13 protein-coding genes are annotated in these 15,392 nt (G+C 67.8%); 7 read left to right on the top strand and 6 right to left on the bottom strand.

Annotated elements, in window-relative coordinates; translation table 11 throughout:
• Nucleotides 1-292: 292 nt before the first annotated feature.
• Nucleotides 293-1,528, top strand: coding sequence for an MFS transporter (locus ACWGRX_RS04340; RefSeq protein WP_291638918.1), 1,236 nt, complete (start codon nucleotides 293-295; stop codon nucleotides 1,526-1,528).
• 210 nt (nucleotides 1,529-1,738) lie between these two features.
• Nucleotides 1,739-2,725 carry an acrylyl-CoA reductase (NADPH) gene (gene acuI / locus ACWGRX_RS04335; RefSeq protein ID WP_452116557.1) on the top strand — a complete coding sequence of 329 codons (987 nt, stop codon included), beginning with the start codon at nucleotides 1,739-1,741 and terminating at the stop codon, nucleotides 2,723-2,725.
• Between the two features lie 214 nt (nucleotides 2,726-2,939).
• On the opposite strand, the gene ACWGRX_RS04330 is transcribed toward acuI, so the two are convergent.
• From ACWGRX_RS04330 to ACWGRX_RS04320, 3 genes are read right to left on the bottom strand one after another with little or no spacing between them, the layout of a single operon-like run.
• The gene (locus ACWGRX_RS04330) at nucleotides 2,940-3,914 is read right to left on the bottom strand and encodes a Bug family tripartite tricarboxylate transporter substrate binding protein (protein ID WP_452116556.1); all 975 of its coding nucleotides are present in this window, start codon (nucleotides 3,912-3,914) and stop codon (nucleotides 2,940-2,942) included.
• A 48-nt stretch (nucleotides 3,915-3,962) separates the two neighbouring features.
• Nucleotides 3,963-5,354 carry a hypothetical protein gene (locus ACWGRX_RS04325; protein ID WP_452116555.1) on the bottom strand — a complete coding sequence of 464 codons (1,392 nt, stop codon included), beginning with the start codon at nucleotides 5,352-5,354 and terminating at the stop codon, nucleotides 3,963-3,965.
• Complete coding sequence (locus ACWGRX_RS04320; protein WP_452116554.1) at nucleotides 5,351-6,070, bottom strand: GntR family transcriptional regulator; 720 nt, start codon at nucleotides 6,068-6,070, stop codon at nucleotides 5,351-5,353. The genes ACWGRX_RS04325 and ACWGRX_RS04320 overlap by 4 nt, the downstream gene beginning before the upstream one ends.
• Nucleotides 6,071-6,359: 289 nt before the next feature.
• On the opposite strand from ACWGRX_RS04320, the gene ACWGRX_RS04315 reads away from it, so the two are divergent.
• Complete coding sequence (locus ACWGRX_RS04315; RefSeq protein ID WP_452116553.1) at nucleotides 6,360-7,502, top strand: glycoside hydrolase family 19 protein; 1,143 nt, start codon at nucleotides 6,360-6,362, stop codon at nucleotides 7,500-7,502.
• A gap of 17 nt (nucleotides 7,503-7,519) precedes the next feature.
• Here ACWGRX_RS04315 and ACWGRX_RS04310 read toward each other — a convergent pair whose 3' ends face one another.
• On the bottom strand, nucleotides 7,520-8,419 hold the full coding sequence (locus tag ACWGRX_RS04310; RefSeq protein WP_452116552.1) for a LysR family transcriptional regulator: 900 nt from the start codon (nucleotides 8,417-8,419) through the stop codon (nucleotides 7,520-7,522).
• Between the two features lie 102 nt (nucleotides 8,420-8,521).
• Complete coding sequence (locus tag ACWGRX_RS04305) at nucleotides 8,522-9,502, bottom strand: L-threonylcarbamoyladenylate synthase (protein WP_452116551.1); 981 nt, start codon at nucleotides 9,500-9,502, stop codon at nucleotides 8,522-8,524.
• A gap of 168 nt (nucleotides 9,503-9,670) precedes the next feature.
• Between ACWGRX_RS04305 and ACWGRX_RS04300 the strand changes: the two genes are divergently transcribed.
• Nucleotides 9,671-11,446, top strand: a complete 1,776-nt coding sequence (locus ACWGRX_RS04300; RefSeq protein ID WP_452116550.1) for an acyl-CoA dehydrogenase — start codon at nucleotides 9,671-9,673, stop codon at nucleotides 11,444-11,446.
• Nucleotides 11,447-11,463: 17 nt separating this feature from the next.
• Here ACWGRX_RS04300 and ACWGRX_RS04295 read toward each other — a convergent pair whose 3' ends face one another.
• Nucleotides 11,464-12,261: a class I SAM-dependent methyltransferase gene (locus tag ACWGRX_RS04295; RefSeq protein ID WP_452116549.1), complete on the bottom strand. Its 798-nt coding sequence runs from the start codon at nucleotides 12,259-12,261 to the stop codon at nucleotides 11,464-11,466.
• Nucleotides 12,262-12,515: 254 nt separating this feature from the next.
• Here ACWGRX_RS04295 and ACWGRX_RS04290 point away from each other — a divergent pair, with 254 nt between their 5' ends.
• The 3 genes from ACWGRX_RS04290 to ACWGRX_RS04280 all read left to right on the top strand — a co-directional run bounded on the left by ACWGRX_RS04290 (nucleotide 12,516) and on the right by ACWGRX_RS04280 (nucleotide 15,321).
• Entirely contained in the window at nucleotides 12,516-13,361 is an 846-nt protein-coding gene (locus tag ACWGRX_RS04290) for an SDR family NAD(P)-dependent oxidoreductase (protein ID WP_452116548.1), read from the top strand.
• Between the two features lie 17 nt (nucleotides 13,362-13,378).
• Nucleotides 13,379-14,239 carry an SDR family oxidoreductase gene (locus ACWGRX_RS04285; RefSeq protein WP_452116547.1) on the top strand — a complete coding sequence of 287 codons (861 nt, stop codon included), beginning with the start codon at nucleotides 13,379-13,381 and terminating at the stop codon, nucleotides 14,237-14,239.
• 92 nt (nucleotides 14,240-14,331) lie between these two features.
• Nucleotides 14,332-15,321: a magnesium transporter CorA family protein gene (locus tag ACWGRX_RS04280; RefSeq protein WP_291645155.1), complete on the top strand. Its 990-nt coding sequence runs from the start codon at nucleotides 14,332-14,334 to the stop codon at nucleotides 15,319-15,321.
• Nucleotides 15,322-15,392 lie beyond the last annotated feature (71 nt).

Here is a 15,392-nt window from a genome sequence, read left to right as displayed (position 1 = left end):
ATGGAACGGCATGCGCGAGCTGCGATGATGCAAATCCGCGACATCGCGATAATCAGGCGTCAGGGTTGAGGGGCGGTTAATGGACCGGGCCGGAAGGGGGCGAACGACGCATGGCCGGGCCCGGCGCTGGCCGTCGAACCGGGCGCGAATACCGTCTGAATCCGCCCGGTCGCAGCGAACGCGTCGATTTTCTATGCATCGCCGTGATGTGCGATGTAACGGAAACGCGTTGGAAACATCCTGGCGCCGCCGCTATCGTGCAGACACACGATCCCGTTCCCCGGAGCCTTCCATGAATTCCGCCGCCAAGCGCAGCCATGCGCCGGAGATCATTGTCGTCGCCGGCTGCCTGATCGCGCTGATCAGCTTCGGGCCGCGCGCCAGCGCCGGCCTCTTCCAGATCCCGATGACGCTGCAATTCGGCTGGGGCCGCGACACCTTCGGCCTGGCGCTTGCGATCCAGAACCTGCTCTGGGGGCTGGGCGCACCCTTCGCCGGCGCCATCGCCGACCGTTTCGGCCTGGTCCGGGTACTCTGCGTCGGCGCGCTGCTCTATGCCGCCGGCCTCGTCATGATGGCCTATGCCTCGACGCCGCTCGAGCTGCATTTCGGCGCTGGCGTGCTGATCGGCTTCGGCCTCTCGGCCTGTTCCTTCAACCTGATCCTCGCCGCCTTCGGCAAGCTCCTGCCGGAGAGCTGGCGCCCGCTCGCCTTCGGCGCCGGCACCGCTGCCGGCTCCTTCGGCCAGTTCCTCTTCCCGCCGATCGGCAACATCCTGATCGAGACGCTGGGCTGGCAGCAGGCGCTGGTCGTCTTCGCCTTCACCCTGCTTCCGGTCATTCCGCTGGCGACCATGCTCGCCATGCGCAAGACCGGGGCGGCCGTCGGACAGGCAGCCGCCGCCAATCTGCCGAACCAGACCATCCGCCAGGCGCTGGGCGAGGCCTTCAAGCATCGTTCCTATGTGCTGCTGGTCCTCGGCTTCTTCACCTGCGGCTTCCAGCTCGCCTTCATCACCGTGCACATGCCGGCCTATCTCAAGGATGCCGGCCTGCCGGCCTGGGTCGGCGGCTGGACGCTCGCCGCCATCGGCCTCGCCAATGCCGCAGGCTCGCTCGGCTCGGGCTGGCTCTCCTCGCGCATGCCCAAGCGCCATCTGCTGGCCTGGATCTATTTCGGCCGGGCGGTGGCGATCGCCGCCTTTATCCTGATCCCGGCGAGCCCCGCGACGGCGATCATCTTCGGCATCACCATCGGGCTGTTCTGGCTCTCGACCGTGCCGCCAACCTCGTCGCTGGTGATGCTGATGTTCGGCACGAAGTACATGGCGATGCTCTACGGCTTCGCCTTCTTCTCGCATCAGGTCGGCGGTTTCCTCGGCGTGCTGCTCGGCGGCATCCTCTATGAGCGCTTCGGCTCCTACGACATCGTCTGGTGGCTCTCGGTGGCGCTCGGCGTCGCCTCGGCCCTGATCAACCTGCCGATCGTCGAGAAGCCGGTGGCGCGCCCGCAAGCGCAGCCGGCCTGATCAAAGATGCACGGGCGCGCCGCTTGCAGGCGGCGGCCCGGCGCGGTCAACTCATCCCGCTGATCTGCATCATGCTCAGCCCTCATCCTGAGGAGCGGACGTTGGTCCGCGTCTCGAAGGATGCTCCAGAGCGTGCTGGAACATCCTTCGAGACGCCGCTACGCGGCTCCTCAGGATGAGGGCTGAACCAGAAGCTTCCGGAGTGTTTCCATGACCACCTTCAAGGCCCTGATCGCCAGCAAGGGCGATGCCGGCACCAGTCTTTCCTTCGGCGATTTCGCCGAGGCCGACCTGATGGAAGGCGACGTCACCGTCCGCGTCACCCATTCGACCGTCAACTACAAGGACGGGCTTGCGCTCACCGGCAGGGCTCCGGTGGTGCGGCGCTGGCCGATGATCCCCGGCATCGACTTCGCCGGCCGGGTCGAGGCCTCCGACAATCCCGCCTTCAAGCCCAGCGATCTCGTCATCCTCAATGGCTGGGGCACGGGCGAGACGCATCTTGGCGCCTATGCCCAGAAGAGCCGGGTCAAGGCCGACTGGCTGGTGCCGCTGCCGGAAGGCATGAATCCGGGCGAGGCCATGGCGATCGGTACTGCCGGCTACACCGCCATGCTCTGCGTGCTGGCGCTGGAGAAGCACGGGCTGAAGCCGGCGGACGGGCCGGTCGTCGTCACCGGTGCCGCCGGCGGCGTCGGCTCGGTCGCGATCGCGCTCCTGGCCAAGGCCGGCTGGCACGTCATCGCCTCGACCGGCCGGGCCGAGGAAGCCGATTATCTCAAGGGTCTCGGCGCCGCCGAGATCATCGATCGCAACGAGCTCTCTGGGCCGGGCCGGCCGCTCGGCAAGGAGCGCTGGATCGCCGGCGTCGACGCCGTCGGATCGCACACCCTCGCCAACCTGCTTTCGATGACGAAATATGGCGGCGCGATCGCCGCCTGCGGCCTCGCCCAGGGCATGGACCTGCCGGCTTCGGTCGCGCCCTTCATCCTGCGTGGCGTCGCCCTGCTCGGCGTCGATTCCGTGATGTGCCCGAAGCCGCGCCGGCTCGAGGCGTGGGCCCGCCTTGCGAGCGATCTCGACCGCGACAGGCTCGCGGCGATGACGACGACGATCCCGCTCGAGGATGTGGTCGAGACCGGCCGCGCCATCCTCGACGGCAAGGTGCGCGGCCGCGTCGTGGTCGAGGTGGGGTAGAGCCTGCTGGCTTCAGGCGGAACGTCATCGTCATCCCGGACAAGCGGCGAAGCCGCGCCGCTCCGGGATCCATCGCAGAGCTCCGGAGCCCGGCGATGGATCCCGGGACTTCGCTGCGCGAAGCCCAGGATGACGGTGTATCCCCTCTAAGATCAGTACGCTGTAGCGGGAGAGTAGGCCGAGCTCTCACGCTGCCGCGCGGCCTCCTCGCCGCTCAATCCAGCTTGATATTCGCCTTCTCGATCACCGGCGCCCATTTCTTCAGTTCGCCGTCGAGGAAGGCCTTGAAGTCCTGCGGCGTCATGCCGAGCGCGATGATCTTCGCGGCGGCGAGCTTCTCGCGCACCTCCGGCGTCGCCAGGATCTCGCGGACGTCGCGGGAGATCTTCTCGACGATGGCCGGGGGGGTCTTGGCCGGGGCGGCAAGGCCGTGCCAGGCGGTGACGTCGAAGCCCGGCAGGAATTCGCTCAGCGCCGGCAGGTCGGGCGCGAAATCGGCGCGCTTCGGGATCGAGATGGCGAGCGCCCTGAGCTTGCCGGCCTCGACATAGGGCCAGGCCACGGCGGCGCCGTCGAGCGCGACCTCGATCTGGCCCGAAAGCAGGTCGACCATCATCGGCCCGGAGCCGCGATAGGGGACATGGGCGAGCTTCGTTCCGGTCTCCTGCTGGAACAGCTCCATGCCCACATGCAGCGAGGTGCCGATGCCCGAGGAGCCGAAATTGAACTTGTTCGGATTCTGCTTCAGTAGCGCGATGAACTCCGGCACGGTCTTGGCCGGGACCTTGTCCGGGTTGACGACGAGCACGTTCGGCGTGATCGCGAGCTGCGAGATCGGCGCGAAGTCACGCTCGGGATCGAAGGGCAGCCGTTCCTTGTAGAGGGCCTTGTTGAGGCCATGGCTGCTCGCATTGATCAGGCCGATCGTGTAGCCGTCCGGCGTCGCGCGGGCGAGTGCGGCGACGCCGATATTGCTGCCGCCGCCGCCCATGTTCTCGATGACGACGCCCTGGCCCCAGCGCGCCTGCAGCCGTTCAGCGACGAGCCTTGCGATCATGTCCGAGGCGCCGCCGGCGGCGAAGGGCACGATCACCCGCACCGGCCGTGTCGGATAGGGCTCCTGCGCGGTGGCTGCTAGCGTCGAGACGAGGACGAGCGCGGCGGCCAGTCCCGATTTGAATGACCACATGGTTCTCTCCCTGCTTGGCGCTGCCCCTCGTCGGGGATGCGGGTTGGATCAGCGATGTGCGCGCCAGAGGGCCGAAAGCCGGGCGATCTTCTCGTCCGACAGATAGCCGTAGCGGTTCAGTTGCAGATGGCGGCACGGGCTTTCGAGCACGGCGCGGAAGCGGCGCTCGACATCCTCGGTCGGCCCATAGCCATGCACGATCGTCGAGAAGCGCGACTGGCGCAGCTCTCCCGCCGCGATCACGATCGCGCGCCGCAGGCCGGCATCGTCGGCCGGATGCGTCTCCTCGGGTTCGGGATAGCGCAGCGCCGCGCGCGTCGGCGCATTGCCGTTGAGGCCGAGCCAGCGATGCACCAGCGCGAAGACCTCGTCGGGATCGGCGCCCGTGGCCTGCGCCAGCCGCTCGACATAGCCCCGCTCGATCATTGGCCAGTGCATCGTGTAGTGCTTGACCGAGACCTCGTCGACGGCGCCGTCGATTCCGGCGAAATCGAAGCCGGAAAGCCGGTTCAGCGGCGGCGGGAAGGCCTGCATCACGACGCCGATGCGGCCGTCCGATACTTCCCGGACGATGGCCGCGAGGTCCCTGACATAGTCGCCGACGAGCGCGGCGCGATAGGCCAGCAGCGCCGCGCCCCAGCTGCCGGCAGCCGCCAGCCGCTCAGGATCGATCGTCTCCGGTGCCGTCGCGAGGCGCGGGCCGAGCTCGCGCAGTCCCTCCAGCGCCCGCGCCCGGACCGCTTCGACATCATGGCCGAGCTCCTGGCCGCGCTTCACCGCGGCGGGGCTGAAGTCGAACAGCAGGCTCTCGAGTGCATACGGCGGATATTCTGGCCAGTCGAAGCGCAGCGCATCGATCTCCGGGTAATTCCCCAGCAGGTCGGCGACGAGCGCGCGCATATAGCGGCGCAGCCCCTGGCTCGCGAGGCTGAGATTGGCGTCGACGCGGCCGGGAACCGGTCGGCCATGGATGGTCAGCGGCTGCTCGTCGGCGGCGTTGTCACGGCACTGGACGCGCAGGCCGGGGGGCGCGGCGGCCATGACCTGGAGCTGCACCTGCATGCCGGCGCGCTTCGCCCCGGCGAGCAGGGCGGCGACGGTGCCGCCTTCGCGGTCGGTCAGATCATCCGGCAGCGGCGGCGGGTAGGGGCTCTCGCGATAGAGCGCCGGGTCCGGCCGGAAACTGGTCGCGGTCTGCATCCACAGCGCCCTGTCGCCCCAGAGCGGGCGGTCGAGCGTGCGTCCGAGGCCGGCGCCGGCGTCGGAAGGCGGTTCGCGCACGCCCGTGCCTTCCGGGCAGCGCTGCGCCACCGAGGGTGTGGTGCAGAGCACGGTGCAGCCGAGGCGCTGGGTAATGTTCTCCAGAACGGCGTCGACACCCTCGGACTGGGCGTATTCGGGCATGATGGTGATGCCCAGGGATGGGTGTTCGTTTGTCATGTGGCGCGGATGTAGGGGTGCTTGAGGCCGGCTACGCGGCTGAGAAAGCGGCCATGCGCCTCGATATGGGCGGCCATGGCTGCCCTGGCCGCCTCCGGCGAGCCCGACTCGATGGCGGCGAGGACGAGGCGGTGCTGCTCCAGCGCGTCGCCGAGCGCCCCGCGTTCCGAGATCCGGAGATGGTGGACGCGCTGCAGATGCGTCCGGGCCCGGCTGACGCTCTGCCACATCTGGCTGAGCTTCTGCGTGGCGAAGAGGGTGTGGTGGAAAGCTTCGTCACAGGCATAGGCGCCGGCCGCATCGCCGCGGGAAACGGCCTGCTCATGCCGGGCGACGGCCTCCGACATCTCGCGCAGCAGCGCCGGCTCGGCATTGGCCGCGGCGCTCGCCGCAGCCTCGCCCTCGAGCAGGCGGCGGATGGTGACCGCCTCCGCGACCGCCTGCGGATCGATCAGCGAAACGAAGGTGCCGAGATTGGGGAAGACATCGAGCAATTGCTCTTCGCTGAGCCGGGCGAAGGCCTCGCGCACCGGTGTGCGGCTGATCGAGCAGGCTTCTGCCACATCGCCCTCGGAGAGGGCGGTGCCGGGTGCGATGGCGAGCGTGACGATGGCCTCGCGCAAGCCGCGATAGACCTGCTCCGGCGCCCGCAGCGTGCGGTCGATCGTGAGCACCGGAAGCTGAGGCGGGCGGGCCGCGCGCGACGGTCGGGGCATTTCGCGTTCCTAAAAACTGGAGTACCGGTATACCGGTTATTGATCGAAGGCAATACGGCTGGCTTGCGGGGCCGCTGACGGCTTTGGAGCGTGCCTTCTCCTCGCTTCCGGAGGCGCTTGATGAGCCGCACCTGCCGGCTTCTCGAGCCGCGGGGGGCCGAGCCGGTTCGGTCGCTACGAGATCCGCGAGGTTCGGCTCGAGGGCTTATTGATGCCTGAGCGTGCGCTTGCTTATAGATGCAATCTATGGTTGTATTTTCTGGGGAAAGCAAGATATCCGGGGCATGCCATGTCTGCCACAGAACTGCTGGTCACGATTTTTCTCTCTGGAATGATGGGGTTGGTCGGTCAGGGGGCAAGGGCCGTCATCGGACTCAAGAAGCTTAATGATGCCAATGCAGGAAAGGATCCGGGTCAGGCTGACCTGTTCCTGGCGAGTCGCCTCCTGATCAGCCTCATGATCGGTTTCATTGCCGGTGTTCTTGCGGCTTTCGCGCTCGGGCTCGGGAAGCTGATAGGAACTGGCAATATAACCCCGGAAATTCTGCTCGGCATCGCTGCCGCCGGTTATGTCGGGTCCGATTTCATCGAAGGCTTTATTGCCAAGACGCCTGCTATCACCGCAGGAGCGGGGCCGGGCGGATCAGCCTTCAACAGTGGCGCAGGATCGGCGAGTGGCTCAGCCAGTGGTGGTCCCGCCGCAGGTTCGGCGACGCAATCCATCCTGGCGAGCCAGATCAATGCCGAGGCCGCCGGGCTGCGCGCCGAAGTTGCGTCGATCAGGTCGCTCTTGGCGGGCAACATGACCGAGGCCGGCTGGTCGCTGCTGTCAGGCGCGAGCGGGGCGACGCCGCTGACGCCCGAACTCGTGGCCCGACTCTTCGTGCCCGAGACGCCGCTCGGCAACATCAGGAGGCATCTGCCGCATGTGCGGGCGGGTCTGCGCGCCTATGGCCTGATCGACCGCGACATGCTGCTCATGGCGCTCGCGACGATCCGTGCGGAAACCGAAGGCTTCGTGCCGATCGACGAGTTCCAGAGCCAGTACAACACCGAGAAGGTGCCGTTTGATCTCTATGAGCCGGACACGCCGATAGGCAAGAAGCTCGGCAATACGGAAGTGGGGGACGGTGCTCGCTTCAAGGGGCGCGGCTTCGTGCAGTTGACCGGCCGTTGGAATTACACGGAGCTCGGAAAACAGATCAACGTCGATCTCGTCGCTCACCCGGAACTCGCAAACGATCCGAAAATCGCTGGCCAGTTGCTCGCTTGTTTCCTGGCGAACAAGGAAGACGCGATCCGAACCGCCCTCGCTGCCGGGGATCTCAAGACTGCCCGGAAATTGGTGAACGGGGGCAGTCACGGCTTCGACCGCTTCAAGGATGCCTATGACAAGGGCATCAAGTTCATTCCGGATGGCGTCGAGGTCTGAGGGGGCGTCCTCGTCCTTCACGCACCTTCGAGCAGCGCTTTGCGCCGCGCGAGTTCGCCGCCACAAAAATCCATGAAGGCGCGCACGCGTGGTGCATGGCGGATATCGGGATGAGTCAGGATCCACAGCCCGGTTGAGAACTCGGGCCGCGGCGGCAGCAGCCGCACCAGCCCGGGCCGCTGGTCGGCGATGAAGCAGGGCAGAGGCCCGATGCCGATGCCCTGTTCGACCGCTTCCGTCAGGCCGAGCACGGCGGAGGAGCGCAGCGCGATCCGCTCGGGGTCGACACGGTCGCGGACATAGCGGGCGGCCTTCACATAGCCGAGATGGTCGCCGAGCGTGACCCAGGTCCGCTTGTACAGCGCGCTGGGGTCGGCTCTTTCCTCGGCGGTCGCCGGCGCATCGGCGCGCGCATAGACGGCCCAGTTGAGATCGGCGAGCCGGCGCCCGATCAGGGTCTCGCCCGGCGAGTCGCTGGCGCGGATGGCGACGTCGGCATCGCGGCGCGACAGGTTGAGGGTCTGGCTGGCGATGACGACGTCGAGCCGGATCAGCGGATGCGCGAGCCGGAAGGCCGCGAAGATCGGCAAAAGCATGTGCAGATAGAGCGTGTCGGTCGTCGTCACCCGGACTTCGCCGGAGGGGGTGAGGTCGCGCCCGGCCAGCCGCCGGCCGAAAGCGGTGACGTCCTCGTCGATCCGCGAGGCCAGCGCCGCCATCTCCTCACCGGCCGAGGTCGGTACATAACCGGTCTTGCGGCGCTCGAAGAGCGCGTGGCCGAGCTGGTCCTCGATCTGGCCCAGCCGTCGGAACACCGTCGAATGGTTGACTTCGAGGGAGGCTGCGGCCCCGGTCAGGCCGCCGGCATCGGCGATCGCCTTGATCAGGCGGAAATCGTCCCAGGCTAGCTTCGGCATCGCAATCGGCTGGGCTCCCGGAACGCTCCGGGCAGCATCGCTAAATCTTGCGCGATTGCAAGCTGCTCCCGGCGAGGGCGACAGATCGCCCGGTGCCCGGTGTCAGCGCGGCGCGGCGGCCCGGCCGAGACGGTTGTTGATCGCCTCGCCCAGCCCCCGCATCGGCACGGGAGCGACGGCGATGGTGGTCGCGCCGGCTTCGTCGAGCTGGCGCAGGGCGGCGAAGAGATTGGCCGCGGCTTCGGCGAGATCGCCTTTCGGGCTGAGATTGAGCGAGAGCGGTGGCAGGGCATGTCCCTCCGGCTCCGGCCCGAAGCCGAGCCAGGCCTCGCCGGGCAGCGGCGCCGCCGCCTCGAGCCTGACGGCCGCCTCCGGCGCGTAATGCGAGGCGAGCAGCCCCGGCGAGATCGGCGCGGCTCCCTGCGCCGCATCGGCGACGACGAGCTCGCGCCCGATCGCCGCTTCCAGCGCCGCGCGCGGCACGCCGCCGGGGCGCAGCAGCTTCGGCGCTCCGCCGAGGCAGGCGACGATGCTCGATTCGAGCCCGATCTCGGTCGGGCCGGCTTCGAGCACGGCGTCGATCCGCCCGTCGAGATCGACAAGGACATGTTCGGGCAGGGTCGGGCTGACCCGTCCCGAGCGATTGGCGGAAGGGGCGGCGATTGGCCGGCCGGCCGCGGCGAGCACGGCATGTGCGACCGGGTGCGAGGGCACCCTGAGCGCCACGCTGGCGAGCCCCGCGCGGGCGAGGTCGCTGACCGTGCAGCCCGGCGAGACCGGTACGATCAGCGTCAGCGGTCCCGGCCAGAACGCTTTTGCCAGCGCGAGCGCGGCAGCATCGAACAGGCCCTCGCGCCGCGCGGCCGCGGTGTCGGGCAGATGCGAGATCAGTGGGTTGAAGCTCGGCCGTTCCTTGGCTGCATAGATCGAGGCGACGGCGCGGCCGTCGGTCGCATCGGCGGCGAGGCCGTAGACCGTCTCGGTCGGCAGGGCGACCAGTTTTCCGGCGCGAAGCAGTCTTGCCGCTTCGGCGATGCCGGCCTCGTCGGCCCGAAGGCGCTGCGTCTGGCGGGGTTCGGTCACGATCGCTCTTGAATGTTTATATATGAACTATAACAATGCCGGGCGGTCTGCGCAGGCGCGCACCGGCTTGCGCGTTGGCGGAGGGCATAGTTCGCCGCTAACATCGCCGTCAAACGCAACGCTGCAAAATGACCCGCCGCGGATTCGGCGGCGTCCAGGGAGAGGCTCATGTCGTATCGTGCTCCGGTCGAGGATATCCTGGCCACCATGCGCCATGTCGCCGGGCTCGATGCCCTGCAGGCGGACGGCCTCGTGCCCGAGCTGGAGGACGGCCTCACCGAGGCGGTTCTCGAAGAGGCCGCGAAATTCGCCGGCGATGTCCTGGCCCCGCTGAACACGGTCGGTGACCGGCACGGCTCGACCCTGAAGGACGGTGTCGTCACCACCCCGCCGGGCTGGAAGGAAGCCTATCACGCCTGGGCTGAAGGAGGCTGGAACGCTTTGCCTGGGCCGGAGGCCTATGGCGGCCAGGGCCTGCCGACCCTGGTGCAGTCGGCCTGTACCGAAATGTGGAATTCGGCCGCCTTCGCCTTCGCGCTGGGCCCGTTGCTGACGGTCGGCGCGATCGAGGCAGTGCATGCCCATGGCTCCGACCATCTCAAGGAAACCTATCTCGCCAAGCTCGTCTCCGGCGAGTGGATGGGCACGATGAACCTGACCGAGCCGCAGGCCGGCTCCGATCTCAACGCCCTGCGCTGCAAGGCCGAGCGCGTCGGCGACGGCACCTACCGCATCACCGGCCAGAAGATCTTCATCACCTATGGCGAGCACGAGATGACGGACAACATCGTCCATCTCGTCCTCGCCCGCCTGCCTGACGCGCCGGCCGGGACGCGCGGCATCTCGCTCTTCCTCGTGCCGAAATATCTGGTCAATGCCGATGGCTCGCTCGGCGCGCGCAACGATGTCCGCTGCACCGGCGTCGAGCACAAGCTCGGCATCCACGCCTCGCCGACCTGCGCGATGAGCTATGGCGACAATGGCGGCGCGATCGGCTGGCTGATCGGCGAGGAGAATCGCGGTCTCGCCTGCATGTTCACGATGATGAACAATGCCCGCCTCAACGTCGCCGTGCAGGGCGTCGCCATCGCCGAGCGGGCCTATCAGCAGGCGCTCGCCTTCGCCCATGAGCGCAAGCAGGGCACGGCGCTCGACGCCCCCAAGGGCGCGCCGATGAGCCCGATCATCGTCCACCCTGACATCCGCCGCATGCTGATGGAAATGCGCGCCAAGACGCAGGCGGCGCGCACGCTCTCGCTGCTGCTGGCCGCGACGCTCGATCGCTCGCACCGCGAGCCCGACGAGGCCAAGCGCAAGGCCGCGGCCGAGCGTGCCGCGATCATCACGCCCGTCGCCAAGGCCTATGCCACCGATATCGGCGTCGAGGTCGCCTCGACCGGCGTGCAGATCCATGGCGGCATGGGCTATGTCGAGGAGACCGGCGCCGCCCAGCATCTGCGCGATGCCCGCATCGCCACGATCTACGAGGGCACCAACGGCATCCAGGCGATCGACCTCGTGCTGCGCAAGCTGCCGCTCTCCAATGGCGAGGCGGTCAAGGCGATGATCGAGGAGATGCGCGGCGTCGTTGAGCAGGTGCGCGAGGCCAATACGCCGGGCTTCGGCCACACGGCGGCGCGGCTCGGCGCTGCCGTCGACTCGCTCGAGCGCGCGACGCAGTGGATGCTCCGGACGATGGGCAACGACCAGGCGAGCGCGCTCGCCGGCGCGACGCCCTATCTCAAGCTCTTCGCGCTGGCGCAGGGCGGAACCGGCCTCGCCAGGAAGGCGCTCGGGCTGCGCGGTGAGGATGCCGGGGCGGCTGCGCTGGCGACGGCCCGCTTCTTCGCCGAGCACAACGCCGCCGAGGCGCCGGGGCTGGAGCTCGCGGTGACCGAGGGCGCCGGGGCCGTGGCGGATTCGGCGGCGGTCTTCGCGGCGTGACGCAGGTGCGCGCCCCGCTAGATGGCCGGGGCCGCCTTGCGGACGCGCATGTGCAGGAACAGTGGTGCGACGAGCGTGTCGTCGAGATAGGGCAGGGCGCGGGCCGTCTCGGGATCGATCGAGGGCTCGTGCATCATCTCGATGGCAAGGCCCGTCGCGACGATCAGGTTCACCCAGTCGCTCAGCGTGCGGTGAAAGCGCGGCACTCTGAACGGCGCGACACTGGCCTTCTCGTGCTCCGGCGCGGCGCCGAAGCGCCAGCTCTCGATCTCGCCATCGGTGCTGCGGAAATAATCGCGGACCTCGATGGCGAGGACCTTGCGGTTCTCGTCGCGGACGACCTTGCGATGCGGCGTCGCGAAGCAGGGATGCAGGATCGAGAATTGCAGGAAGCCGCCGGGCTTCAGCACGCGCAGCGCCTCGGCCAGCACCCTGTCCTGATGCGGCATGTCCATCAACGACATGAAGGCGGTGGCGAAGTCGAAGCTGCCATCGGCGAAGGGCAGGGCCATGCCGTCCGCGACGCGATAGGCGATGCCGAGCGGGGCCTCGGCCTCCGCTTCCGTTGCGTGCCGGATGAAGGTCGGCGCGATGTCGATTCCGCTCATCCGTGCGCCGGCCTCAGCCAGCTTGCGCGTGTTCGAGCCTTCGCCGCAGCCGATGTCGAGCCCGTCGAGGCCGGCGATAGCGGGCAGGTTGGCGAGGAAGGCCGGGGTGTTCTGGGCGTCCCGGTAGAGGTCGTAGCCGGCCCGCGCATGGCGGGTCCAGGTTTCGGCATTGGCTTCCCAGCAGGCGGCGACTTCGCTCGCATCCATGGCTCGCCTCCTCCTTCGCGGGAGGAGGCTTCTAGGGCATTTCCGTTCGGCGCGAAACAACGCCGTCTTTCCGGCGCGCCGCGCAGCGGCGCCCGTCATGCTCGCCCTTGTGGCGAGCATCCACGTCTTGAACACCGCATGCGACAAGCGAAGGCGTGGATGGTCGGGACAAGCCCGACCATGACGGGTTGGGCGGTGCTCATGGCTTCCGGGCCCGCGCCTGCTGCCTGCGCCGGAATGATGGAGCGGGCTCGATGACCGCGGCTCCCCTGGCAAGCAAGATCTGCCTCGTCGCCGGCGCCTCGCGCGGGCTCGGGCGCGGCATTGCAAAAGCGCTCGGCCAGGCTGGCGCGACGGTGATCTGCACCGGGCGTTCGAGCGAGGCCGGGCCGCGGACCGACCAGCGGATCGAGACCTTCGAGGATACGGCTCGCGAGGTCGAGGCGGCCGGCGGCAAGGGGCAGCCCTATCGCTGCGACCACACCAATGAGCGCGAGGTCGACCAGCTCGTCGCCTGGTGCTTGCGCCGCTTCGGCCGGCTCGACTGCGTCGTCGATGCGGTCTGGGGCGGCAATGAAGGCTATGATGGCGAGCGCTATCCCGACGGCTCGGCCTTCGGCGCTCCGTTCTGGCGTCGCCCCGTCGCGAGGCTGGGCGAAAGCTTCGAGAGTGGCATCTATGCGCAATTGCTGCTGGCCCGCGCCGTCGCGCCGGCGATGGTGCAGATGCGCCAGGGCTTGATCGTCACGGTCAGCTTCGACACCGCCGACGGCTATCTCGGCGACGTCTTCTACGACCTCGCCAAGACGGCGATGAACCGGCTGAGCTTCGCCATGGCGCAGGAGCTCAAGCCCTTCGGCGTCACCGCGCTCGCCCTGTCGCCAGGCCATGTCCTGACCGAGCGGGTGCGCGACGCCGGCATGGCGGAGGAGACGACCGAGACGCCGCTCTATGCCGGCCGGGCGGTCGCGGCGCTGGCCGCCGATCCCGAGGTCGCGCGCCATGCCGGCAAGGTGCTGCATGTCGCCGATCTCGCGCGGACCTACGGCTTCACCGACGCGGACGGCAACCAGCCGGAACGCTTCACTCTGCAATTATAAGGCTGGAGGAAACCACCATGTCGCTCAAGGGCAAGACGCTTTTCATCACCGGCGGATCACGCGGCATCGGCCTCGCCATCGCCTTGCGGGCGGCGCGCGACGGCGCCAACGTCACCATCGCCGCCAAGACGGCCGAGCCGCATCCCAAGCTCGAAGGCACGATCTATACGGCTGCCGCCGAGATCGAGGCGGCCGGTGGCAAATGCCTGCCGCTGATGGTCGACATCCGCGAGGAGGAGGCGGTGGTCGCGGCTATCGCCAAGACGGCCGAGACCTTCGGCGGCATCGACATCCTCGTGAACAACGCCAGCGCGATCTCGCTGACCAATACGCAGATGACCGAGATGAAGCGCTTCGATCTGATGCACCAGATCAATACGCGCGGCACCTTCATGGTCTCGAAATACGCGATTCCCTTTCTGGAGAAGGCGGAGAACCCGCATATCCTGATGCTGTCGCCGCCGCTCGACATGAGCATGCGCTGGTTCGCCCCGCATCTCGCCTACAGCATGGCGAAATACGGGATGAGCCTGTGCGTGCTCGGGCTCGCCGGCGAACTCGCACCGAAGGGCATCGCCGTCAACGCGCTCTGGCCGCGCAGCACGGTCGCGACCGCGGCGGTCAGGAACCTGCTCGGCGGCGACAAGATGGTGCAGGCGAGCCGCACGCCCGACATGCTGGGCGAGGCCGCCTGGATGGTCTTCAACAAGCCGTCGCGCGAATTCTCCGGCAATTTCCTGATCGACGACAGCTTCATGGCCGGCGAGGGCGTTACCGATTTCACGCCCTATCGCGTCGACCCGTCTGTGCCGCTGATGCCCGACTTCTTCGTGCCGGCCGACAGCAAGCCGCCGCAGGGCGTCAAAGGCGGCATGTGACACGCCCGTCATCGGTTTGACACCGTCGGAGGTTTGGAGTTGGTGCCGCCCAGATCGGCGCTCCGGCGCCCATGCTTCCGGAAAGATCGCCGATGCTCCTGATCCATGGAATCTGCCCGGTGCGGGGCGATCGTCTCGTTCATCAGGAACTCGGACCGGAGGAGCCGATCCCCGCCGGGACGATCTGGATCGACCTGCTCAACCCGTCGACGCCGGAGGACGGCAAGGTCGAGCAGCATCTCGGCATCTCGATCCCGACACGGGAGGAAATGCATGATCTCGAGCCTTCCGAGATCATCTACGCCGAGAACGGCGCGCATTACATGACCATGCGGGTGATCTGCCAGTCGGACACCAATGTCCCGCGGCTCGCCGATGTCACCTTCATCCTGACCGAGCAGGCGCTCGTCACGGTGCGCTACGACCAGCCGGGCGCCTTCAATATCTTCCTCAACCGCGTCGGCAAGCCGGGCGGCTGCAGTCTCGAGCCCGCCGGGGTCATAGAGGGGCTGATCGACGCGATCACCGATCGCGCCGCCGAGGTGCTGCGCGGCGTCGGCGACCGGATCGACATGCGCTCGCGCCAGATCTTCGACGGCAACAGCGCCAATGTCGAGCAGGGGCGCGCCTATCAGGCCGTGGTGCGCCGCATCGGCCAGTACGAGCACATCATCTCGAATGTCCGCGAAAGCATGGTCTCGGTCGAGCGCGTGCTGCTCTACCTCTCGGCCAATTTCAAGCGCGCCAAGAAGGCGACCAGCGGCTTCGCGCCGGAATGGCGCTCCTCGATCCGCGATGTCCAGGCCATCGAAGAGCACGCGACCTTCCTTTCCAGCAAGCTGCAATTCATGCTGGGGGCGACGCTCGGTCTTGTTAGCATCGAGCAGAACAAGATCATCAAGCTGTTCTCGGTCGTCTCGGTGGTGCTGATGCCGCCGACCCTCGTCGCCTCGATCTACGGCATGAACTTCAAGCTCATGCCGGAGCTCGACTGGCAGCTCGGCTATCCGATGGCGCTGGTGATGATGGTGGTCTTCGCCGTGCTGCCCTATCTGTTCTTCCGCTGGAAGAAATGGCTCTGACCCGCTGACGGCGGCGCGCGCTTCGCTTTTTCGGCTTCGCATCGGCCGCCCGCGCCCGGTAAGAAGGCGCG

The organism is Allobosea sp. NPDC055594 (assembly GCF_053618995.1).
The sequence above is the reverse complement of the archived record's forward strand: the minus strand, read 5'-3'. Positions and strand labels throughout refer to the sequence as shown.

What these genes read in the sequence shown, in the direction of transcription:
- ACWGRX_RS04285 (WP_452116547.1), top strand. Translation starts at nt 13,379, where the DNA reads ATGTCGCTCAAGGGCAAGACGCTTTTCATCACCGGCGGATCACGCGGC.
- ACWGRX_RS04325 (WP_452116555.1), bottom strand. Translation starts at nt 5,354, where the DNA reads ATGACAAACGAACACCCATCCCTGGGCATCACCATCATGCCCGAATAC.
- ACWGRX_RS04295 (WP_452116549.1), bottom strand. Translation starts at nt 12,261, where the DNA reads ATGGATGCGAGCGAAGTCGCCGCCTGCTGGGAAGCCAATGCCGAAACC.
- ACWGRX_RS04315 (WP_452116553.1), top strand. Translation starts at nt 6,360, where the DNA reads ATGTCTGCCACAGAACTGCTGGTCACGATTTTTCTCTCTGGAATGATG.
- acuI (WP_452116557.1), top strand. Translation starts at nt 1,739, where the DNA reads ATGACCACCTTCAAGGCCCTGATCGCCAGCAAGGGCGATGCCGGCACC.
- ACWGRX_RS04340 (WP_291638918.1), top strand. Translation starts at nt 293, where the DNA reads ATGAATTCCGCCGCCAAGCGCAGCCATGCGCCGGAGATCATTGTCGTC.
- ACWGRX_RS04290 (WP_452116548.1), top strand. Translation starts at nt 12,516, where the DNA reads ATGACCGCGGCTCCCCTGGCAAGCAAGATCTGCCTCGTCGCCGGCGCC.
- ACWGRX_RS04280 (WP_291645155.1), top strand. Translation starts at nt 14,332, where the DNA reads ATGCTCCTGATCCATGGAATCTGCCCGGTGCGGGGCGATCGTCTCGTT.
- ACWGRX_RS04330 (WP_452116556.1), bottom strand. Translation starts at nt 3,914, where the DNA reads ATGTGGTCATTCAAATCGGGACTGGCCGCCGCGCTCGTCCTCGTCTCG.
- ACWGRX_RS04310 (WP_452116552.1), bottom strand. Translation starts at nt 8,419, where the DNA reads ATGCCGAAGCTAGCCTGGGACGATTTCCGCCTGATCAAGGCGATCGCC.
- ACWGRX_RS04320 (WP_452116554.1), bottom strand. Translation starts at nt 6,070, where the DNA reads ATGCCCCGACCGTCGCGCGCGGCCCGCCCGCCTCAGCTTCCGGTGCTC.
- ACWGRX_RS04300 (WP_452116550.1), top strand. Translation starts at nt 9,671, where the DNA reads ATGTCGTATCGTGCTCCGGTCGAGGATATCCTGGCCACCATGCGCCAT.